The organism is Dietzia alimentaria 72, assembly GCF_000226215.1.
Classification (GTDB): Bacteria; Actinomycetota; Actinomycetes; order Mycobacteriales; family Mycobacteriaceae; genus Dietzia; species Dietzia alimentaria.
Window position 1 is genome coordinate 1 of record NZ_AGFF01000022.1, and the last position, 17,638, is coordinate 17,638.

General features: G+C 67.3%; 15 protein-coding genes. 9 read left to right on the forward strand and 6 right to left on the reverse strand.

The window, feature by feature from the left end:
• Positions 1–265: 265 nt before the first annotated feature.
• Positions 266–1,465 carry an iron uptake system protein EfeO gene (gene efeO / locus ON04_RS09090; protein ID WP_238529286.1) on the forward strand — a complete coding sequence of 400 codons (1,200 nt, stop codon included), beginning with the start codon at positions 266–268 and terminating at the stop codon, positions 1,463–1,465.
• Positions 1,466–1,468: 3 nt separating this feature from the next.
• Positions 1,469–2,791: an iron uptake transporter deferrochelatase/peroxidase subunit gene (gene efeB / locus ON04_RS09095; RefSeq protein WP_010541296.1), complete on the forward strand. Its 1,323-nt coding sequence runs from the start codon at positions 1,469–1,471 to the stop codon at positions 2,789–2,791.
• Here efeB and ON04_RS09100 read toward each other — a convergent pair.
• Entirely contained in the window at positions 2,788–3,831 is a 1,044-nt protein-coding gene (locus ON04_RS09100; protein ID WP_010541297.1) for a TIGR03617 family F420-dependent LLM class oxidoreductase, read from the reverse strand. The genes efeB and ON04_RS09100 overlap by 4 nt on opposite strands.
• Positions 3,832–3,988: 157 nt before the next feature.
• Here ON04_RS09100 and ON04_RS09105 point away from each other — a divergent pair, with 157 nt between their 5' ends.
• The 3 genes from ON04_RS09105 to ON04_RS09115 are packed head-to-tail and all read left to right on the forward strand — an operon-like array spanning position 3,989 to position 7,681.
• Positions 3,989–6,076, forward strand: a complete 2,088-nt coding sequence (locus ON04_RS09105) for an NAD(P)/FAD-dependent oxidoreductase (protein ID WP_033444205.1) — start codon at positions 3,989–3,991, stop codon at positions 6,074–6,076.
• 23 nt (positions 6,077–6,099) lie between these two features.
• On the forward strand, positions 6,100–7,287 hold the full coding sequence (locus ON04_RS09110) for a methyltransferase (protein WP_010541299.1): 1,188 nt from the start codon (positions 6,100–6,102) through the stop codon (positions 7,285–7,287).
• Between the two features lie 49 nt (positions 7,288–7,336).
• The gene (locus ON04_RS09115) at positions 7,337–7,681 is read left to right on the forward strand and encodes a cupin domain-containing protein (protein WP_010541300.1); all 345 of its coding nucleotides are present in this window, start codon (positions 7,337–7,339) and stop codon (positions 7,679–7,681) included.
• 12 nt (positions 7,682–7,693) lie between these two features.
• Here the strand turns inward: ON04_RS09115 and ON04_RS09120 are convergent, their stop codons facing one another.
• The 3 genes from ON04_RS09120 to ON04_RS09130 form a co-directional block, all read right to left on the reverse strand.
• On the reverse strand, positions 7,694–8,524 hold the full coding sequence (locus ON04_RS09120) for an SDR family NAD(P)-dependent oxidoreductase (RefSeq protein ID WP_010541301.1): 831 nt from the start codon (positions 8,522–8,524) through the stop codon (positions 7,694–7,696).
• Positions 8,521–9,696 (reverse strand): MBL fold metallo-hydrolase, encoded by a 1,176-nt coding sequence (locus ON04_RS09125; RefSeq protein WP_010541302.1) that lies wholly within the window; start codon positions 9,694–9,696, stop codon positions 8,521–8,523. Before ON04_RS09125 ends, ON04_RS09120 begins: the two co-directional genes overlap by 4 nt.
• A 71-nt stretch (positions 9,697–9,767) precedes the next feature.
• Positions 9,768–10,802 carry an AraC family transcriptional regulator gene (locus ON04_RS09130; protein ID WP_033444206.1) on the reverse strand — a complete coding sequence of 345 codons (1,035 nt, stop codon included), beginning with the start codon at positions 10,800–10,802 and terminating at the stop codon, positions 9,768–9,770.
• A gap of 637 nt (positions 10,803–11,439) precedes the next feature.
• On the opposite strand from ON04_RS09130, the gene ON04_RS09135 reads away from it, so the two are divergent.
• Positions 11,440–12,927, forward strand: a complete 1,488-nt coding sequence (locus ON04_RS09135) for an MDR family MFS transporter (RefSeq protein ID WP_010541305.1) — start codon at positions 11,440–11,442, stop codon at positions 12,925–12,927.
• Between the two features lie 328 nt (positions 12,928–13,255).
• Here ON04_RS09135 and ON04_RS17220 read toward each other — a convergent pair whose 3' ends face one another.
• Positions 13,256–13,381, reverse strand: coding sequence for a hypothetical protein (locus ON04_RS17220; RefSeq protein ID WP_274376961.1), 126 nt, complete (start codon positions 13,379–13,381; stop codon positions 13,256–13,258).
• Positions 13,382–13,419: 38 nt separating this feature from the next.
• Between ON04_RS17220 and ON04_RS09145 the strand changes: the two genes are divergently transcribed.
• The 3 genes from ON04_RS09145 (at position 13,420) to ON04_RS09155 (ending at position 16,241) form a co-directional block, all read left to right on the forward strand.
• Positions 13,420–14,244, forward strand: a complete 825-nt coding sequence (locus ON04_RS09145) for a hypothetical protein (RefSeq protein WP_010541307.1) — start codon at positions 13,420–13,422, stop codon at positions 14,242–14,244.
• 148 nt (positions 14,245–14,392) lie between these two features.
• Positions 14,393–15,187, forward strand: coding sequence for an excalibur calcium-binding domain-containing protein (locus tag ON04_RS17085; protein WP_010541308.1), 795 nt, complete (start codon positions 14,393–14,395; stop codon positions 15,185–15,187).
• Between the two features lie 187 nt (positions 15,188–15,374).
• A complete protein-coding gene (locus ON04_RS09155; RefSeq protein ID WP_010541309.1) occupies positions 15,375–16,241 on the forward strand; it encodes a Bax inhibitor-1/YccA family protein in 867 nt (288 codons plus the stop codon).
• An 88-nt stretch (positions 16,242–16,329) separates the two neighbouring features.
• On the opposite strand, the gene ON04_RS09160 is transcribed toward ON04_RS09155, so the two are convergent.
• A complete protein-coding gene (locus tag ON04_RS09160; protein ID WP_010541310.1) occupies positions 16,330–17,550 on the reverse strand; it encodes an acetyl-CoA C-acetyltransferase in 1,221 nt (406 codons plus the stop codon).
• Positions 17,551–17,638: the final 88 nt, after the last annotated feature.

Consider the following 17,638-nt stretch of genomic DNA (forward strand, 5'->3'; position numbering starts at 1 on the left):
GGAAGGGCCAGAAAACCTACTGTAGAAGCGAAAATTCACTAATTGGCAATTGCGTCTGCACGAAAACACCACGTGTGCAACCGCTGACGTTTGGGCGCTCGGTGTGCGCTGACTCGACCCCGGGCGTGTTGCACCGCGGGGGATGGGGGAGTAAAACTTTCCCTGCGAAGCAACCAAGGTGAGGCATACCTAATGTCGAAACGGTTGGCTTTGACGGACCATGACCACGACAGCAGACACTGTTCGACACGAAAGCCGAGACCCCGTGACCCGTAGCGCCCTGCTCAGAACCGTCCTGGTCCCTGCAATGAGCGTGGGCGTGGGGCTAGCCGCCCTGACCGGCTGCGCCGAGACCACCGAGACAGCCGATACCTCGGCCGCGGATCAGACTGGCCCGCTCGAGGTAGCCATCGACGGGGACTCCTGCCCAGTCTCGGCGACTGAGACCCCGTCCGGCACCACCCGGTTCGATCTGATCAACAACGGCTCCGAGGTCAACGAGTTCGAGATCCTCGCCGAGGACAAGCTTCGGGTGGTGGGGGAGAAGGAGAACCTCCAGCCCGGCACCACGACCCCGTTCACCATCGTGTTGGAGCCGGGCACTTACTACACCGCCTGCAAGCCGAACATGGTCGGTGAGTTCGCCGATGTCACCGAGTTCACCGTGACGGATTCCGGGGACGTGGCCGCGGTCGACAACGATGTGCAGCAGCTTCGTGAGAAGGCTGAGGCCGAGTACACCGAGTACGTCCGCGAGCAGGTGGGCGAACTACTCGCCGGGACCGAGGAGTTCACAGCGGCCTACACCGCGGGTGACCTCGACCGGGCGCGAGAGCTGTACCCACGTGCGCGGACCCACTTCGAACGGATCGAGCCCGTGGCGGAGTCGTTCGGCAGCATCGACCCGGCGATCGACCTGCGCGAGGCAGACTCCCAGGATTCCGATGACCAGTGGACCGGATGGCATGTGCTGGAGAAGGACCTGTGGTTGCCCGAGGGTGAGCAGGCTCTGAGCTCGGAACGCGGCCGAGAGATCGCTGACCTGCTGAACCGTGACACGCAGAAGCTCTACGACTTGGTCTACGCCGACGACTTCGCCATCAGCGTCGACGAGATCTCCAACGGAGCCATCGCACTGCTCGAGGAGGTGGCTACCTCCAAGATCACCGGCGAGGAGGAGGTCTTCTCGCACACCGACCTGTACGACATCCAGGCCAACGTCGAAGGGTCCTCGGTCGCCGTCGACACTCTGCGCGAACTCGCCGAGCGGGAGGACCCCGATCTGCTCGCCGAGATCGACTCCCGCATGGACGCGCTGACGAGCATTCTGGACGGGTACCGCGAAGGCGCGGACGGCTTCGTCCCCTTCACCGAACTCGACGCGGCAGAACGTAAGCAGCTGTCCGATGCCGTTAACGCGCTACGCCGTCCGCTGGCGACGCTGACCGAAGTCGTGGTGGGCTGAGATATGGAGTCCGAGCGTAGCGACGACGGTTTCTCCGACGACCAGACCGACCCGGACGCTGTCCCCGCCATCACCATGAAGCGCCGGACGCTGCTCGCCGCCGGCCTCGCAGGAGGGGTTGGCGTGGCGGCCGGATTCGGTGGAGCTCGCGTCGCCTCCGCGACCGGTGCCGCCCCGGATGCTCCCGGACTGACCTACCCGTTCCGCGGCAAGCACCAGCAGGGCATCACCACTCCCGCCCAGCAGCAGATGCACATCACCGTCTTTGATGTGACCACTGACGACCGCGACGAGCTGATCGCCCTGCTCACCGAATGGTCCCGGGCTGCGGAGAACCTCACCGCCGGGCTCCCGGTCGGCGCTCTACGGGTCTCGAGGTCGGCACCGCCCGCCGACACCGGGGAGGTCCACGACCTCGAGGCCGCCGGGCTGACCGTGACCTTCGGGTTCGGGCGCACCCTGTTCCGCGACGACGACGGCAACGACCGCTTCGGGCTGGCGGACCAGCTCCCGGCCCCGCTGGCCGAGGACATCCCCAGGATGGCGGCGGAGAAGATCGACGCGGGCCGCAGCGGAGGGGACCTGGTGGTCCAGGCCTGTGCGGAAGATCCGCTCGTGGCCCTGCATGCCATCCGGAACCTCACACGGATTGCCTTTGGATGGGCCACCGTCCGGTGGACGCAGCTCGGGTACGGGCGCGTCTCGTCGACCGGCGCGGACCAGATCACTCCGCGTAATCTCTTCGGCTTCAAAGACGGGACAGCGTCGCTGCGCGGCGACGAGGACGCCCTACTGCGCGACTTCGTGTGGGTGGATGACGACGACGCCGCCGGCAACTGGATGGCCGGCGGCACCTATCTCTGTGCGCGCAAGATCCGCATGACGATGGAGGTGTGGGATGAGCTGTCGATGCTCGAGCAGGAGGAGACGATCGGCCGGGTGAAGGTCTCGGGCGGCCCCCTCTCCGGCGGCGAGGAGTTCGCGGCGGTTGACTTCGCCGCCCGCACCGGGGGCGGGGATCTCGCGATTCCCGAGGACAGTCACGTCGCGATGGTGCACCCGAGCCGTAACGCCGGTGTCCATATGTTGCGTCGCGGGTACAACTACACCGACGGCTCGGATGAACTTGGCCGGCTCGACGCCGGACTATTCTTCATCGCCTTTGTCCGCGATCCCCGCAAGCATTTCACGCCGGTGCTCGAACGGATGCAGTTCGACCGGCTGACCGAGTACCTGCAGCACCTGAGCAGTTCAGTCTTCGCGGTTCCGCCGGGAATGAGCCAGGGCCAGACCTACATCGGGCAGCAGCTCTTCGAGAGGGTCTAGTCGTCGTCGGCCTGCAACCGCGCCACCACGCCGGCTCCCGCGCCGTCGAAGTCGGGATCGTCCGGCATCGCCAGGGTCACCCCGGTCGTCATGCCACCCGGCAGCGGCGCGATCCGGTCGCGGATCGCGTCCGCCAGGTCGCCGTACCGGGCGGTCAGCACGATCTCGTCGAGGACCTCATCGGTGACCACGTGCGGTAACCGGTCCCACTGCCCCTCGCGGACGAGGACGGCCAGCTCGCTCTGCAGGTCGGGAAAGCCGTGCCTCTCGAGCGCCCCGCGGTAGGCGGGTGTCGAGTAGAGGAAGGCGAACAGTCGGCGGCGCTCCTCGCGTGCGGCCGCCAGATCGGCCGCCGTCTCCCCGGTGATCACCTGCAGGCCGGTGACCACCTCGAACCCGGCCAGTGACCCACCGGCCCCGGCCGCCCCGCGCGTCAGCGCCGGGAGGCACATCTCCGTCAGGTAGCCCCGGTCCGCGTTGGTGGGGTGGGTGATGAGCCCATCCGCGCCGGCGCCGGCGACCTCGAGCATGCGCGGACCCACCGCGCCGAGGTAGATGGGTGGCACCGTGGTCCGCTCGTCCGGGCCGGGATTGAAGTAGGGCTGCAGCCGCGTGATCCGGTAGTGACTTCCCTCGAACGGAGTGAGCTCGCCGGTACGGAACGCCGCGAACGCCGTCCGGAGAACCCGGATGTACTCGCCCATCCTCGCGGCCGGTGCCGACCACGGCATGCCGTACCGCTCCTCGATGTTCTGCCGGACCTGGGTGCCCAGTCCCAGCTGGAACCGTCCCCCGGACAGCGTGGACAGGTCCCAGGCGGTGTACGCGGTCGCCAGGGGACTGCGGACGAACGCCAACGCGACGGAGGTGCGCACGATGAGTCGATCGGTCGCCTGAAGTGCGAGGAGAGCCAGCAGGAAGGGGTCGTGCACGGTCTCCGAGATGTGCAGCCCGTCGTACCCGGCGGACTCGGCCCGACGGGCGAACTCCGCGACGGCTGCGGGAGCTATGGCCGCATCGGCACTGGTGTAGACCTTCATTCGTCTTGTCTACCGGCACCTGCGCGCGGGCCGCGACCGCCCCCCTCGTCGTCGTCGTTGATATGCGGACACCCCGAAAAAGGAACCTGGCCTAGACACCCGTCAACCCAGGCGTATTCTCACCCGTGTGACTACCCTCGCAACCTTCCCTCGCCTTATGTCCCCCGGCCGCATCGGCCCGATGGCCACGCACAACCGCATAGTCCTTCCCGCCATGGACATGAACGTGTCCGAGGAGGGGGAGATCGAGCAGCGCGAGATCGACCACTACGCGGCCCGTGCCGCCGGTGGCACCGGCCTCATCATCACGGGGGCCTGCGCCATCGCGTTCCCTGTGGGCGCGGCATCGATGAAAGAACCGGGCCTGTCGGAGGACAAGTTCATCCCGGGCTTGAAGGCGCTGGCCGACGCCGTGCACGCGGCGGGGTCGAAGCTGTGTGTGCAGTCCACGCACCACGGCAAGGTCGCTCGTGTGGACGTGGCCAATGACCGCCCGGTGATCGCACCAAGCGTCCCGGACTACAGCTACGACATGTCGGCGCTGGCCGACAGCACCCCGGAGGAGCTGGCCCGGATGGGCGCGGCCACCGGCGGCAAGCAGATGGTGTTCAAGGAGATGGACGACGCCGACATCTCGTGGCTCATCTCCACCTGGGCGGACGCGGCCGAGCGGATCGCCAAGGCCGGCGCCGACGCGATCGAGATCCACGCGGCCCACGGATACATCCTGGGGGTGTTCCTCAATCGCCGGGACAACACGCGCACCGACGCCTACGGCGGGTCGCTGGAGAACCGGGCGAGGCTGGCGTGCGAGGTAATCGCTGCGGTCAAGGGGCGCGTGGGCGACAAGCTCGCGGTAATCGTGCGGGTGGCCGGTGAGGAGTACGGCCAGGACGGCGGGCTCACCCTGGCCGAGGCCACCGAGGCCGCGGTGCTGTTCGAGCGCGCGGGCGCCGACGCGATCCACGTGACCGGCTGGGGCCGCAACCCCTTCAACAACTTCACCGACGGCCCCCTGCCGGACTCGATCGGTGCCTACGTGGACAACGCTGCGGCCATCAAGAAGGCCGTATCGATCCCTGTGATCGGCGTCGGCCGCATGCTGCCGGAGGTGGCGGAAGAGGCGATCGACGACGACAAGGTCGACTTTGCCGCAATGGGCCGGCAGTTGCTCGCCGATCCGAACCTGGCCAACAAGCTGGCCGCCGGAACGCCCGAGCGGGTGCGGCCGTGCATCAACTGCTACCTGTGCGTTGCGGAGAACTTCTTTGACGACACCCCGTTCTGCGCGGTCAACCCGGCGCTGGGCAACGAGACGCTGTTGCCGCTCACGCCCGCACCCAAGCGGCAGCACGTCGTGGTGGTGGGTGCCGGTCCCGCGGGAATGGAGTCAGCGTTGGTGCTGACCGAGCGTGGGCATCGCGTGACTGTGCTGGATCAGGCCGACCGGATGGGCGGCACCATGTGGTTCTCGACCCTCACCACGCCGGCCAACGAGCCGCTGATCCGCTTCTACGAGTCCGAGGCCAAGCGCTTGGGCATCGACGTGCGGCTCAAGACCCAGGCCACGCCTGATTCGATCCGTACGCTGGGCGCCGACCGCGTGATCGTGGCCACCGGCGCCAAGCGTCCCGCCCCCACCATCCCGGGCGGCGGCCTGCCGCACGTGCACACCGGCGATTCACTGCGCGCCACCATGCTGGGCACCGCTACGGCTGACGAGGCCGGGTTCTTCCTGCGGATGGCCGGGCGTCTCGGCAAGCTGTCGACCATCACCAAGCGTCCCTCGTGGATCCGTCGCCTCACCAAGATCGCGCTGCCGATGGGCAAGAACGTCGTGGTGATCGGTGGCTCGCTGGTGGGACTGGAGCTCGCGGAGTTCCTTGCTGAGCGCGGCCGCAAGGTCACGCTGCTGCATGAGTCGCAGCAGCTCGGGCTGCCTCTGGCGATGCCGCGCCGCTGGACCGCCGTGCGTCACGCCCGCGAATACGGCGTGGACATCAACCGCCGGGTGGAGGTCACTCGCATCACCGAGTCCGGAGTCGAGTGGACCACCGCTAAGGGCGAGGCCAAGTCTGCTGTTGCGGACATGGTCATCTACGCCGACGGCACCACCGCCGCGGCCCCGCTGGCCGACGAACTGCGTGCCGCGGGCATCGAGTGCGAGGTTATCGGCGACGCCGGCGACGTCGGTTACATCCACGGCGCGATCCACTCGGCGTGGGAGTCCGCGACGCACGGCTGAGCCGCCGCGGGCAGGGGTGCGTCATGACGACCACGATCAGATGGAGCGAGAACGGTACTGAGCGCACCGCACGCTGGCGTTCCGAGAACGGTGCGGTGCCGCCGCGCGAGATCGTGGTGGTCGACGACGACATCGCCGCGGACAGCGCTCTGCGGATGGCCCGCTCCGGCACGGGCATTCTGTGGCGCGGCGACTTCCACAACGCCCGGCAGCTCCTGCGTGCGCTCGATCGTCGTCTGGAGAAGCGAGCCGAGCGGAAGGCGTCCCGGGCGCCGCGAGATGCGGAACCCGGACAGTTGTTTCACGCCAACCGGCTGGCCCGATCGCAGCGGGCGGCGATCCTGGGGAAGATCCTCGTCGAACTGGAGACCGACCACACGATTGAGTTGCGCCGGGCCCCTGACGTGCGAGACGCCTGCGGTCATGCCTACGGGGAGCCTTCGGGCGAGGCCGACGGCCAGACGTCGTTGGTGTCCCTACCCGAGATCCTCGGCGTGATCAGTGCCTACGAGTGGCACCGGACTGGCATCGAGGTGGCCGCTCTGGGGGGCCGGATCTATCCCGCCTACGGAGTCTTTGCCCCCACCCGAGATGAATACATCGGCCTCGTCGCTGACGCGCCGTGGCCGGAAGGCGTGGACCAGCCCGTGGTCTTTGACATCGGCACCGGGACCGGAGTGCTCGCGGCCCTGCTGGCCCGGCGCGGCGCCGGCGAGGTGGTGGCCACGGACATCAATCCGCGAGCTGCGCAGTGCGCGGTGAACAACATGAACCGGCTCGGAACGACTGATCGGGTTCGCGTGGAAGAGGCTGACCTGTGGCCCGCTCATCCCCAGCGCGCTGACGTGGTGGTGTGCAACCCGCCCTGGATTCCCGGCCGCCCGACCTCGGCGTTGGAGCAGGGGATCTACGACCCGAAGTCCGACGTGCTCACTCGTTTCCTCGGCGAACTCACCCAGCACCTGACTCCGGGCGGCCAGGGATGGTTGATCCTGTCCGACCTGGCAGAGCACCTCGGGCTTCGCACCCGCGAGGAGTTCCTGGCGCGCATTGAGTCCGCCGGGCTGACCGTCGTCGGCGCGCAGGAGACCACGCCGCGCCACCCACGCGCGGCCGACGAAGCCGATCCGCTCCATGTGGCGCGGTCGCGTGAACGGACCACGCTGTGGCGGCTCGGCGTGAGCCCTCAGTCAGCCGGGATGCAGCTGTAGTGGGTAGGTTGAGGAGACGTCCAAACGTCTCGCTACGGAAAGGTCGATCATGGCAAACCTCAAGGAACTGACCGAGTCTCACATGGCTACTGCACTCACCGAGGAGCGCGGTCGCAGCGCCGGGCTCGTCGCCCACGACGGGCCACTGCGGCAGACCGTTATTGCGCTGCGTGAGGGCAACCGGATGGCCGAGCACAACTCGCCGCCGGCTGCGAGCCTGCAGGTGCTCAAGGGCCGCGTCCGCGTGGACCTGGACAGCGAGTCCCAGGGCGAGTTCGCCGAGGGTGAGCTGTGGATCCTCACCCACGAGCGGCATTCGGTGATGGCGCTCGAGGACAGCGTCTTCCTGCTGACGACAGTCACCAGTCAGCAGGGCCAGGACTCGCGCTCCTGACCCTGCCGCCGGTTACCGTCGGGGTAATTCCTGGCTCTGGTGGAGCTTCTTCTGCTCCCGGCGTCCCTGCGCCGCCATCAGCGGCAGCAGGGCCGCCCCGATCCGCGGGAACGCCGCACCGAAACGTGCCATCATCCCGCGCCACGCCGGCAGCGCCGCCACGGCCTTAGGCTTGTCGAGAACCTTGCCCACGGCCGTCACGACCTCCTCCGGCTGGAGGAGTACACCGGAGAACGACAGTGCAGCCTGCGGATCCTCCAACTTGTCGTAGAGCATCGGCGTCCAGATGCCATCCGGGCACACGCACGAGATGTCGATGTTCTTCACCCCGGCCAGCCGCAGGTCCGCCGCGGTGCTGCTGCTGAACCCCAACACCGCGTGCTTGGACGCCGCGTACACGGCCTCGCCCGGCACCGCCGAGAGCCCGGCCAGCGACGCGATATTGATGATGTGCCCACCGGGGCCCCGCATGGCGTCGATCGCCGCGATCGTCCCGTTGATCGTGCCCAGCGCATTCACGTCGAGGTGCAGCTTGCGCAGGTCTTCCGCCTGCTCCCAGGCAGGCCCCGTAAACAGCACTCCGGCATTGTTCACCCAGACATCCAGGGACCCGGCGGCGGCGATCAGCTCGTCGCGAGCCTTCTCGACCTGGGCTTGTTCGCGCACGTCGACCACGGCCCACAGCGCACCCCGGCCGATCTCCTCGGCAGCGGCGGCGGCGGTGTCGGCGTCGAGGTCGGTGACCATGACCAGGAAGCCGCGATCGGCCAGGAGCTCAGCGATCCCTCGGCCCAGCCCGCGACCGGCTCCGGTGACAAGGGCGGCGGGCTTCGTCGTCGTCACTTCTTGACCTTCAGTCCGGACTCGATCTGGCCGTACGCGATTCCGCCGTGGCAGTACGTGGGCACGACCGGCCAGAAACGCTTCCACGGCGCGAGCTCGGTGGAGGGCAGGATTTGCAGCCAGCGCGGATCGTCCTTGCACGGATCCGCCATGGTCTTCTCCTTGATCATGGAGTCGTACTGATCAAGGGAGTCCTCGAGCGTGTTCGAGTTGGGGATGATCTCGCGGCCGTACTGCTCGTGGTAGGCCCGCACGCCCGGGATCTTTGAGAGCTCGGGCTGCCAATTGTCCAGCGAGATGCCGTTCTCCGACGAGACCCACACGCCGTCCGGGGTGTTGATGACCAGGGAGTGGTTGCCGTCGGTGTGACCGGGCGTCCACAGCAAGGCGATGCCGGGGCCCAGTTCGATGTCGCCGTCGAACAGCGCGAACTTGTCCCGGTCCACGCCCACGAGGCCGTCCTCCACGTACCAGGCCCACTGCATGGGATGCAGACTCTCAAACGTCGCCAACTCGCGGCGGTGCGTGAGCATCTTGGCGTCGCCGAACAGCGGCTCACGCGGCGAGGTCTCACCGGCGATGGTCTGGCTGGAGCCCAGGATCATCCGCGGATCCTGCACGTGCAGATGGTCGAACGTGCAGAAGTCCACATCCTCCGGCGTCAGGCCGACCTTGGTCAGCGCCACGTCGGGCTCGTTGAAGTACTTGAGGATCACCTTGCTGGCCGGAGCGCCGAACGGCACCTTGTCGATCAGCTTCTGCAGGTTGTTGTAAAACGGCGCCTCGGCCGATCCCGCGGGAACGGTGGGCTCAAAGACGAGCGTGCGGGGGCGGCCGTTCCAATCGTCGTACTGCACTACCACCATGCGGTTGATCATGGTGATCAGCGGCAGGCTGGGCACGCTCACGGCGTTGTCGAACCCATAGCTCACCGGGTACGGCGCGCCCGCCACGTCGACGGACTTCACCGCGCGAACCTGCCCCTGCTGGACAAAACGCTTCTTGTATTCGGTCGCTGCCGCGCGTACGGCCTCGAGCCGATCGCCGCGTGGCCAGATGTCGTGCACCCCGTCGAACTCGGGGATCGCACGGGCCCCGATCTGCTCGAGGGTTCGCGCGGTGTCCTGCGGATCGATCATCTTCTGCTGGGCTGGCTGCTGCTGCGTCGTCATTGACACTCCTTGTCGGGAGACGTTCTTCCGATTTGTTCCAGCATCCGACGTCCTGCGCCAGAAAACTTGTTTCAGCGCGACAGTTTGTCGGTGTGGCGTCTCCCGAGACGTCGGAGCTCGCCGGGGGAGACGCCGAACCATCGCCGCACCGCGTGGCTGAGCGTGGACTGCTCGGAGAAGCCCACGAGGTCGGCGATCTGGATGAATGACAGGTCGGTGGTGGTGATGAACCGATGTGCCCGGTCCCGTCGCAGGTCGTCGACCACCTTGGCGTACGTGGTGTCGACGGCGGCGAGGCGGCGTTGCAGCGTCCTCGGGTGGAGCAGGAGCTGGGTGGCCACCTCCGCGACTGAGGGGATCCGGCCGGGGAGGCTCTCGCTGACGGCGCGGCGCACCTGGTTGGCCACCGCCTGTGTGGGGTCCGGGTACTCGCCCGTCAGGTAATGAAGGGCGGCTCTCCGGATCTCCTCGTCGGCGGTGGCAAACGAGGCGTCCAGGCTCCGGCGATCAACGCACAGGGCTGCCACCGGGCGGTCGAACTTGACGTCGACGCCAAAGAAGTCGAGGTAGCGGCGGGTGGGGGACAGCGGCCCGTGCGGAACCTCCACCGATCGCAGGCCCGTCGCCCCGCCGAGCAGTTGCACCGTCACCCGGTAGAACAGCCCGAGCCCCAGCTCGAGGGCCTGGGGGGAGTACGGCGATTCGGCCAGTTCCTTGCGGTAGGTCAGGGCGATCACGCCGCGTCTGCCCCACGGGTCGTCGTCGACGCCGATGGTGAGCACCGGGCTGTGGACGAACATGAACCGCCCGGCATACTCCAATGCCTCTGTCGCTGTAGAGGACGAGCGGATGGCATGGGCGACGGGGCCGAGGATCGTCAGGTCCTGCCGCTCGGCCAGTCGCAGGCCGAAGTCGGGGCAGCGGAGTTCGGCTGCAGCGGCATCCAGCATTCGGTCGTGGTCGGTGATCGAGAGCAGGCCGTCGTCGTTCTCCAGAATCGCGCGGTCGATTCTGAACTCCGCGAGGAGCGCGCCGGGGTCCCCTCCGAGCTCAGCCACGAGCGCGCAGAACCCCCGCAGGCTGGCGGCCCGGATTAATGGCTGCACGTGGGCTCCCGGTTGGTCACACCGACAAAGATAGCGGCGCGCGCAACCACCTACGCCCTACGCCGCCAAGAGGAAATCGTGCAATCGCTCTCGGGCGATGCAGGCGAAATCCTCTTGGCGGCGAGCTTGACCGCGTGCTGGCGGCGAGCTTGACCGCCTGCTGGCGGCGAGCTCGGCGGTGAGGCAAGCGGCCGAAGACCTTAGCGGCCGAAGAGCTTCGCGAAGAAGCCTTCCTTCGGCTCTTCGGCGTGACCCTGGCAGCGATCAGCGCGCGGCACACCGGACATCACCTGGTCGACGTGCATGCCGCAGCCGGCCCAGGTCGTTTTTCCGCACTTGCGGCATTTCACAGCTCTGCACATGGTGTTCTCCTGAGTTTGGCTCGGGCCGGGGAGGGGCTCGCACTACAATGGAAGTATATACCCATAGGGGTATATGCACCACTGGGGCGTAGGTGTGTCGGTGGCTGGGACCGTGGGGGTAGATCGCTCACGTAATGCCGATCACGCCGCGGCGGCGCGGAGCCCGTATTCCGCTAGAGTGCGAGGGTTCCCACGCGCCGTGCCACGTGCCCCGTGGGCCCTGAATCACTTTCCCCTGCACGATTTCCGCAGCACGATTTCTGTAAGGACGACCCGTGACGTCTAACACCGCCGCCGCCCCGCAGGCCAGCTCAGCATCGCAGCCACTGCCTGCCGCCACCGTGCGGCTGATCGCGCTTCTCGTCGCGGCCGCGTTTGTAGTGATTCTCAACGAGACGATCATGTCTGTGGCGCTGCCCCAGCTGATGCTGGAGTTCGCGGTCACCGCGGCCACCGCGCAGTGGCTCACTACCGCCTTCATGCTCACGATGGCCGTGGTGATCCCGCTGACGGGGTGGATGCTCGTCCGAATGCCCCTGCGCGCGGTGTTCATCACAGCCATGACCACGTTCGCCGCCGGCACATTGCTCGCTTCGCTCGCCCCGGTATTCTCGGTGCTGGTGGCGGGCCGAGTCGTGCAGGCCGTGGGCACCGCCATCATGATCCCGCTGCTCATGACGACGGTCCTCAACGTGGTCCCCGCCGACCGTCGTGGCAGGACGATGGGTGTGATCTCCATCGTGATCGCGATGGCGCCCGCCATGGGTCCGTTCGTGGGTGGCGTGGTGCTGGACACCCTGCATTGGCGATGGATGTTCTGGCTGGTCCTGCCCATCGCCCTGCTCGCGCTGGTGGCCGGTGGCGTCCTGATCCGCAACGTCACGGAGAACCGGGAAATCCCGCTCGACGTGTTCTCCGCCGTCCTGTCGGCCGTCGGTTTCGCAGGTCTGATCTTCGGTCTGAGCTCGGTGGGCGAGGCCGCGTCCGGGAACGCCCTGATATCGCCGTGGATCCCGATCGGCGTGGGCGTGGTGGCGCTGGTGGTGTTTGTCTGGCGGCAGCTAGCGCTCAAGGACTACGCATTGCTCGACGTGCGCGCGTTCGCCGTGCCCACGTTCACGGGCTCCCTTCTGCTGATGCTCATCTCGATGATGGCGCTGTTCGGCACCCTGATCCTCCTGCCGCTCTACATGCAGCAGGTGCTGGGTGTGAGCACGCTCGACTCGGGTCTGGCGCTGCTGCCGGGTGGTTTGCTCATGGGTGTCCTCGGCTGGTTTGTTGGCCGCCTCTTCGACCGCGTGGGGCCCCGCCCCTTGGTGATCCCCGGCGCGATCATCGCCTCGGCAGGGCTCTGGGGTATGACCACTTTCGGTGCCGACAGCTCCCTGGGCTTGGTGGTGGCGTTCCACATCGTCCTGAGCATCGGTCTGGCGCTGCTGTTTTCCCCGCTGATGACCGCCGCGCTCGGGTCGCTCCCTCCGCACCTGTACTCGCACGGTTCGGCCCTGCTCAATACTCTGCAGCAGGTCGCGGCCGCGGCCGGCACGGCTATGTTCATCACCGTCATGACCCTGGGCATCGTTGCCGGGGCCAACTCGGGTGCGGAGACCACGGCTGCTCAGATGGCCGGCGTGCACAACGCGCTCCTCGTGGGCGCGGCGATCTCGCTGGTCACTGTGGTCGGCGCGTTCTTCGTGCGCAACACCGCCCAGACCGAGGCCCCCGCAGCTCGGGCACTGGCCGACGAGTCTGAGGCGGTCTGAGTAGCGCCCGAATTCAGCACTAGTCCGGCCGCGCAGGTTCGGCTTCTGTCGCTGTGAATTCCGGCGAATAGTCGGGTGCGGGGGAGGGGGCCGGCGGCTGCCGGAGCGGGTCCACCCACGTAGACCGGAAGTCAACGCCGTCGCACCACTGGGCCACGGTCACGCACATAGACGCCCCCGCCAATGCACTCGCGCACCCGCCGCGGCGAGCGCACGAATTCATTGACGTCGGCGTGTGTGCAGGCGCGGGTGCGGATGTCCATGGGGTGGGGTCGCTGGTGCGCGGGTTCGCAGGTGACTCGGCGTTGTCGTCGTCGTCGACGCTTTTTCAATTAGGCGGCTCATCTCCACGCATCTCGTGCACGACCTCGAGCCGCTGTTGGACGGTGTCGTACTGATGCGCCACGGCCGCGTGATCGCGCAGAGCGACGCCGATGACCTGCGCACCCGGCACGCCGCCAGTCTCGACCAGATATTCAAGGAGACGTACCGATGACGACGACACTGCTCAAGCACGAGTGGCTGCGCACGCGCGGGGCGCTCGGGATGTTCTTCGGGATCACCATGCTGGTGGGGATACTGGGCAGCCTGCTCGGTGCGGCCGGTTGGTCCGCGCTCTCGATTCTGGGGCTACTTCTCGGATTCCTCGCCGTGGCTGTTCTTGTGCCGGGCGCGCAACTCCTGCTGGCGGCCGACTACTGGCGCTCGAGCTACGGGCGCACCGGCTACTTCACACAATCCATCCCCGTGCGCGGATCCACCATCTTCCAGGCCAAGCTGATCTGGACGACCCTCGTCTCGCTGGTCGCAGTGGTGCTCACAGGCCTGGCCGGCTGGCTGCTGTGGTGGGCAGCGAGCTTCACGGCGGAGATTCCGCGCCCGACGTTCGTCGCGATCGGCGACGCTCTGACCTACGTCGGTGACGTCACCCCGGCCTGGATGATCGTCGTGGGCGCGATCCTGCTGCTGGTGTCCCTGGTGATGGCGGTCGTGTACTACTACTTCGCCGTCTCGATCGGCCACGAGAGCAAGCTCGCCTCCCTGGGCTGGGGAGGACCGATCATCGTGTACGTGGTTGTCTACTTCTGCACCCAGGTTCTCTCGTTGGTCGGCATGATCGTCCTGCCGTTCGGAATCGGGGTGAAGGGCGATCAGCTGGGCCTGGTCCACTTCAACGTCCTGGCCGAGATGAGCGCGGGCGCCAATGCCAACAACGAGGTGATGCCGGTCGGCTTCATTGCGGTGCTGCTCGTCGTCGGCGTGTTCTGCTTGTGGCGCACCGCCCGGTCCTGGGACCGCAAGGTCGCCCTGCGCTGATCTCGTGAGCACCGGCAGATAAAAGAATGCTTGGAAGTGAGCTGCGCTGGAGTAATGTTCACATCACCGCGGCGTGAAGACCTCTCACCGCCGGAACGCTCGACGCCGCAGCCTCGCCGCGTCACCTCTCGCGAAAGCCCCTCTGCGTATGCCGATCGTCCTGCCGTCCATGGTTCGCCCCACCCTCGCCGAGCCCACCTATGTCGCGCCCCCGGCGTGGAAACCCGTGCTGGGCTGGGCGGGTCTCGTACTGGGCGGGCTCATGGTGGTGGCGGCCGTGGGAACGCTCGGGGACGGCATTCTCCAGTCAATCGCCATGGCGCTACTCGGATTGTCCGCGGTGATCCCAGGCGGGTGGTGGGTGCTCTGCGAGCATCGGGACCGCGCCCGCGCGGAGGAGGACTTCCGAATGGACAGGCAGGCCGAACAAGCTAAACAGGCCATGTCGGGGTTCGTCTCTCCGGGGGCGCTGGACCCGCTGACCTGGGACACGCCCCTCGTTCCCTTCGAGCGGCGGTGGCCGGTGGTGGGATCCGTGGCCGGACTCGCGTTACTCGGCTCGCTGATTCTGATGCCGTTGGCCGAGCCCTCCGTGTCGTCGACGACCAGCACCCCGCCGGCAACCAGTACGGTCACGCCAACCTCTGTGGCGCGGGCGGCCACTGCCACCACGACGGTGACGCCTACCAGCCAGCCGGAATCCTCATCCATCGCCGCGCCTGTCGAGGTGGAGCCGAGCTTCGTGCCAGCACCCGAACCCGCACCTGCTCCGCTGTACGCACCCGCCCAGACCTACGCCCCCGAGCCTCTGGCCGAACCGCAATCGGCCTACTACCCAAATTGCTCGGCCGCACGCGCGGCCGGCGTGACCCCGCTCCTTCGCGGTGAGCCGGGCTACGCACCCAAGCTCGACCGCGACAACGACGGCATAGCCTGCGAATAGTCCGTCGCGCCACCTGTGACCGCTGCAGCGGGGCGACCCCCATGATGTCGGGCACATCGGGCAGGATGGCAGACAGAACCGGGAACACCCACGTGGTGTCGCGCGTTCTATAAGTATGAGTTATTCGTCGGTCGCCCGGCGGTGACTCTCGACTAACGGTCTTCCCCACAATCCCGAAGGGACCTCGATGCGCACCAGCAGCAATCCGGTCTTCAGTTCCCTGTCCCAGGACAGTGCTCGTAACGCCACCCAGCTCGGTGGCGGCGGCCGGGCGGCCTTCCAGCAGGGCCAGTACGGCCAGCCGGGCTACGGCGCCCAGTCCGGTTTTGCGCCGCAGGCAACCCCGCAGTTCGCCGACGACACGCGACCCATGACGATCGACGACGTGGTGACCAAGACCGCCATGACCCTCGGCCTGCTCAGCGTGGTCGGCGTCATCGCCTTCTACCTCATCTCCACGAACCCAGGTCTGCTGATGCCGATGCTGCTCGTCGGCGGTATCGGTGGCTTGGTCACCGTGATGATCGCCACGTTCGGCCGCAAGATGGACTCGGCGCCCGTCACCCTGACCTACGGTGCCCTCGAGGGACTGTTCGTGGGTGCCGCGACCTACCTGTTCACCGCCGGTGATGGCCTTCAGGGTGGAGCCATCCTCAGTGCGGTGGGTAGCGCTATCCTCGGCACTATCGGCGTCTTTGTGGGCATGCTCTTCGTCTACAAGACCGGGGCCGTTCGCGTGACCCCCAAGTTCACCCGATTCATGACCGCCGCGCTCGTGGGCGTGCTGTTCGCCGCGCTGGGTAGCATCGTCTTGAGCCTGTTCACCGGTGGCCCCAACCCGTTGTACAGCGGCGGCCCCATCGCGATCGGTTTCTGTCTCCTGTGCATCGGTCTGGCGGCGTTCAGCTTCCTGATGGACTTCGACAACGCCGACCGCCTCGTGCGCGCCGGGGCCCCGGCCAAGATGGCGTGGGGCGTGGCCCTCGGCCTGACCGTGACCCTGGTCTGGCTGTACGTCGAGATCCTGCGGCTCATGAGCTACCTCCGCGACTGACCTCGCGCCCAGTAGCTACACGCACTAAGACCGCGGCCCCGGCCCCCTACACAGGGAGCCGGGGCCGCAGTCATTTCGCGGGAGGGGATCAGCTGAGGCGCTCGAGCACCATCGCCATACCCTGGCCGCCGCCGACACACATGGTCTCGACGCCGAACTGCTTGTCCTCGGCCTGCAGGTTGTTGATGAGCGACGCGGTGATGCGGGCGCCCGTCATGCCGAAGGGGTGGCCCAGAGCGATGGCTCCACCGTTAACGTTGAGCTTGTCCTCCTCGATGCCCAGCTCGCGGGCCGAGCCGAGCACCTGCACGGCGAACGCCTCGTTGATCTCGAACAGGTCGATGTCGGAGATCGACTTCCCGGCGAACCTGAGGGCGTTCTTGACGGCCTGGATCGGACCCAGTCCCATGATCTCGGGGGACAGGCCCGAGACGCCGGTGGAGACGATGCGCGCGAGCGGCGTCAGGCCGAGCTCCTTGGCCTTGACATCGCTCATGATGACGAGCGCAGCTGCGCCATCATTGAGCGGGCAGCAGTTGCCGGCGGCGATGGTGCCGTCGGGGCGGAAGACCGGCTTGAGCTGCGAGATCTTCTCGTAGGTGGTGCCAGGTCGCGGGCCGTCGTCGGCGGAGACGACGGTGCCGTCCGGCATGGTGACGGGGGTGATCTCGTTGGCGAAGTGCCCGTTCTCCACGGCGGCGACAGCGCGGTTCTGCGAGCGCACGCCCCAGTGGTCCTGCTCCTCGCGGGTGATGCCGGTCGTCTGCGCGACGTTCTCGGCGGTCTGACCCATCGGGATGTAGACGTCGGGCAGCAGGCCCTTCTCGCGCGGGTCGGTCCACACCTCGGCGCCACCCTCGGCGCGCTTGGCGGTGTGGGCCTCGGCGTCGGCGAAGATCGGGTTGTGGGTGTTCGGGATGTGGTCTGAAGTGCCCTTGGGGAAGTTGGACACAGTCTCGACGCCGGCGGAGATGAACACGTCGCCCTCGCCGGCCTTGATGGCGTGCATCGCCATGCGGGAGGTCTGCAGCGAGGACGAGCAGTAGCGGTTGACCGTGGTGCCGGGGACGGTGTCCATGCCGGCGAGGACCGACACGACGCGGGCCATGTTGAAGCCCTGCTCACCGCCGGGCAGACCGTTGCCCAGCATCAGGTCGTCGATCTGGGTGGGGTCGAGCGAGGGGACCTTGTCCAGCGCGGCCTTGACCATCTGGGCTGCGAGGTCGTCGGAGCGGATGCCCACGAGGGATCCCTTGTGGGCACGCCCGATGGGGGAACGGGCGTACGAGACGATCACGGCTTCCGGCATGGAAAGCTCCTTCGTTGCGGGGTGGGTACTTGTGCGGTCGGTCAGTTTTGCGAGCCCGGGCCCTCCCACGGAAAGCAGGACAACCTCA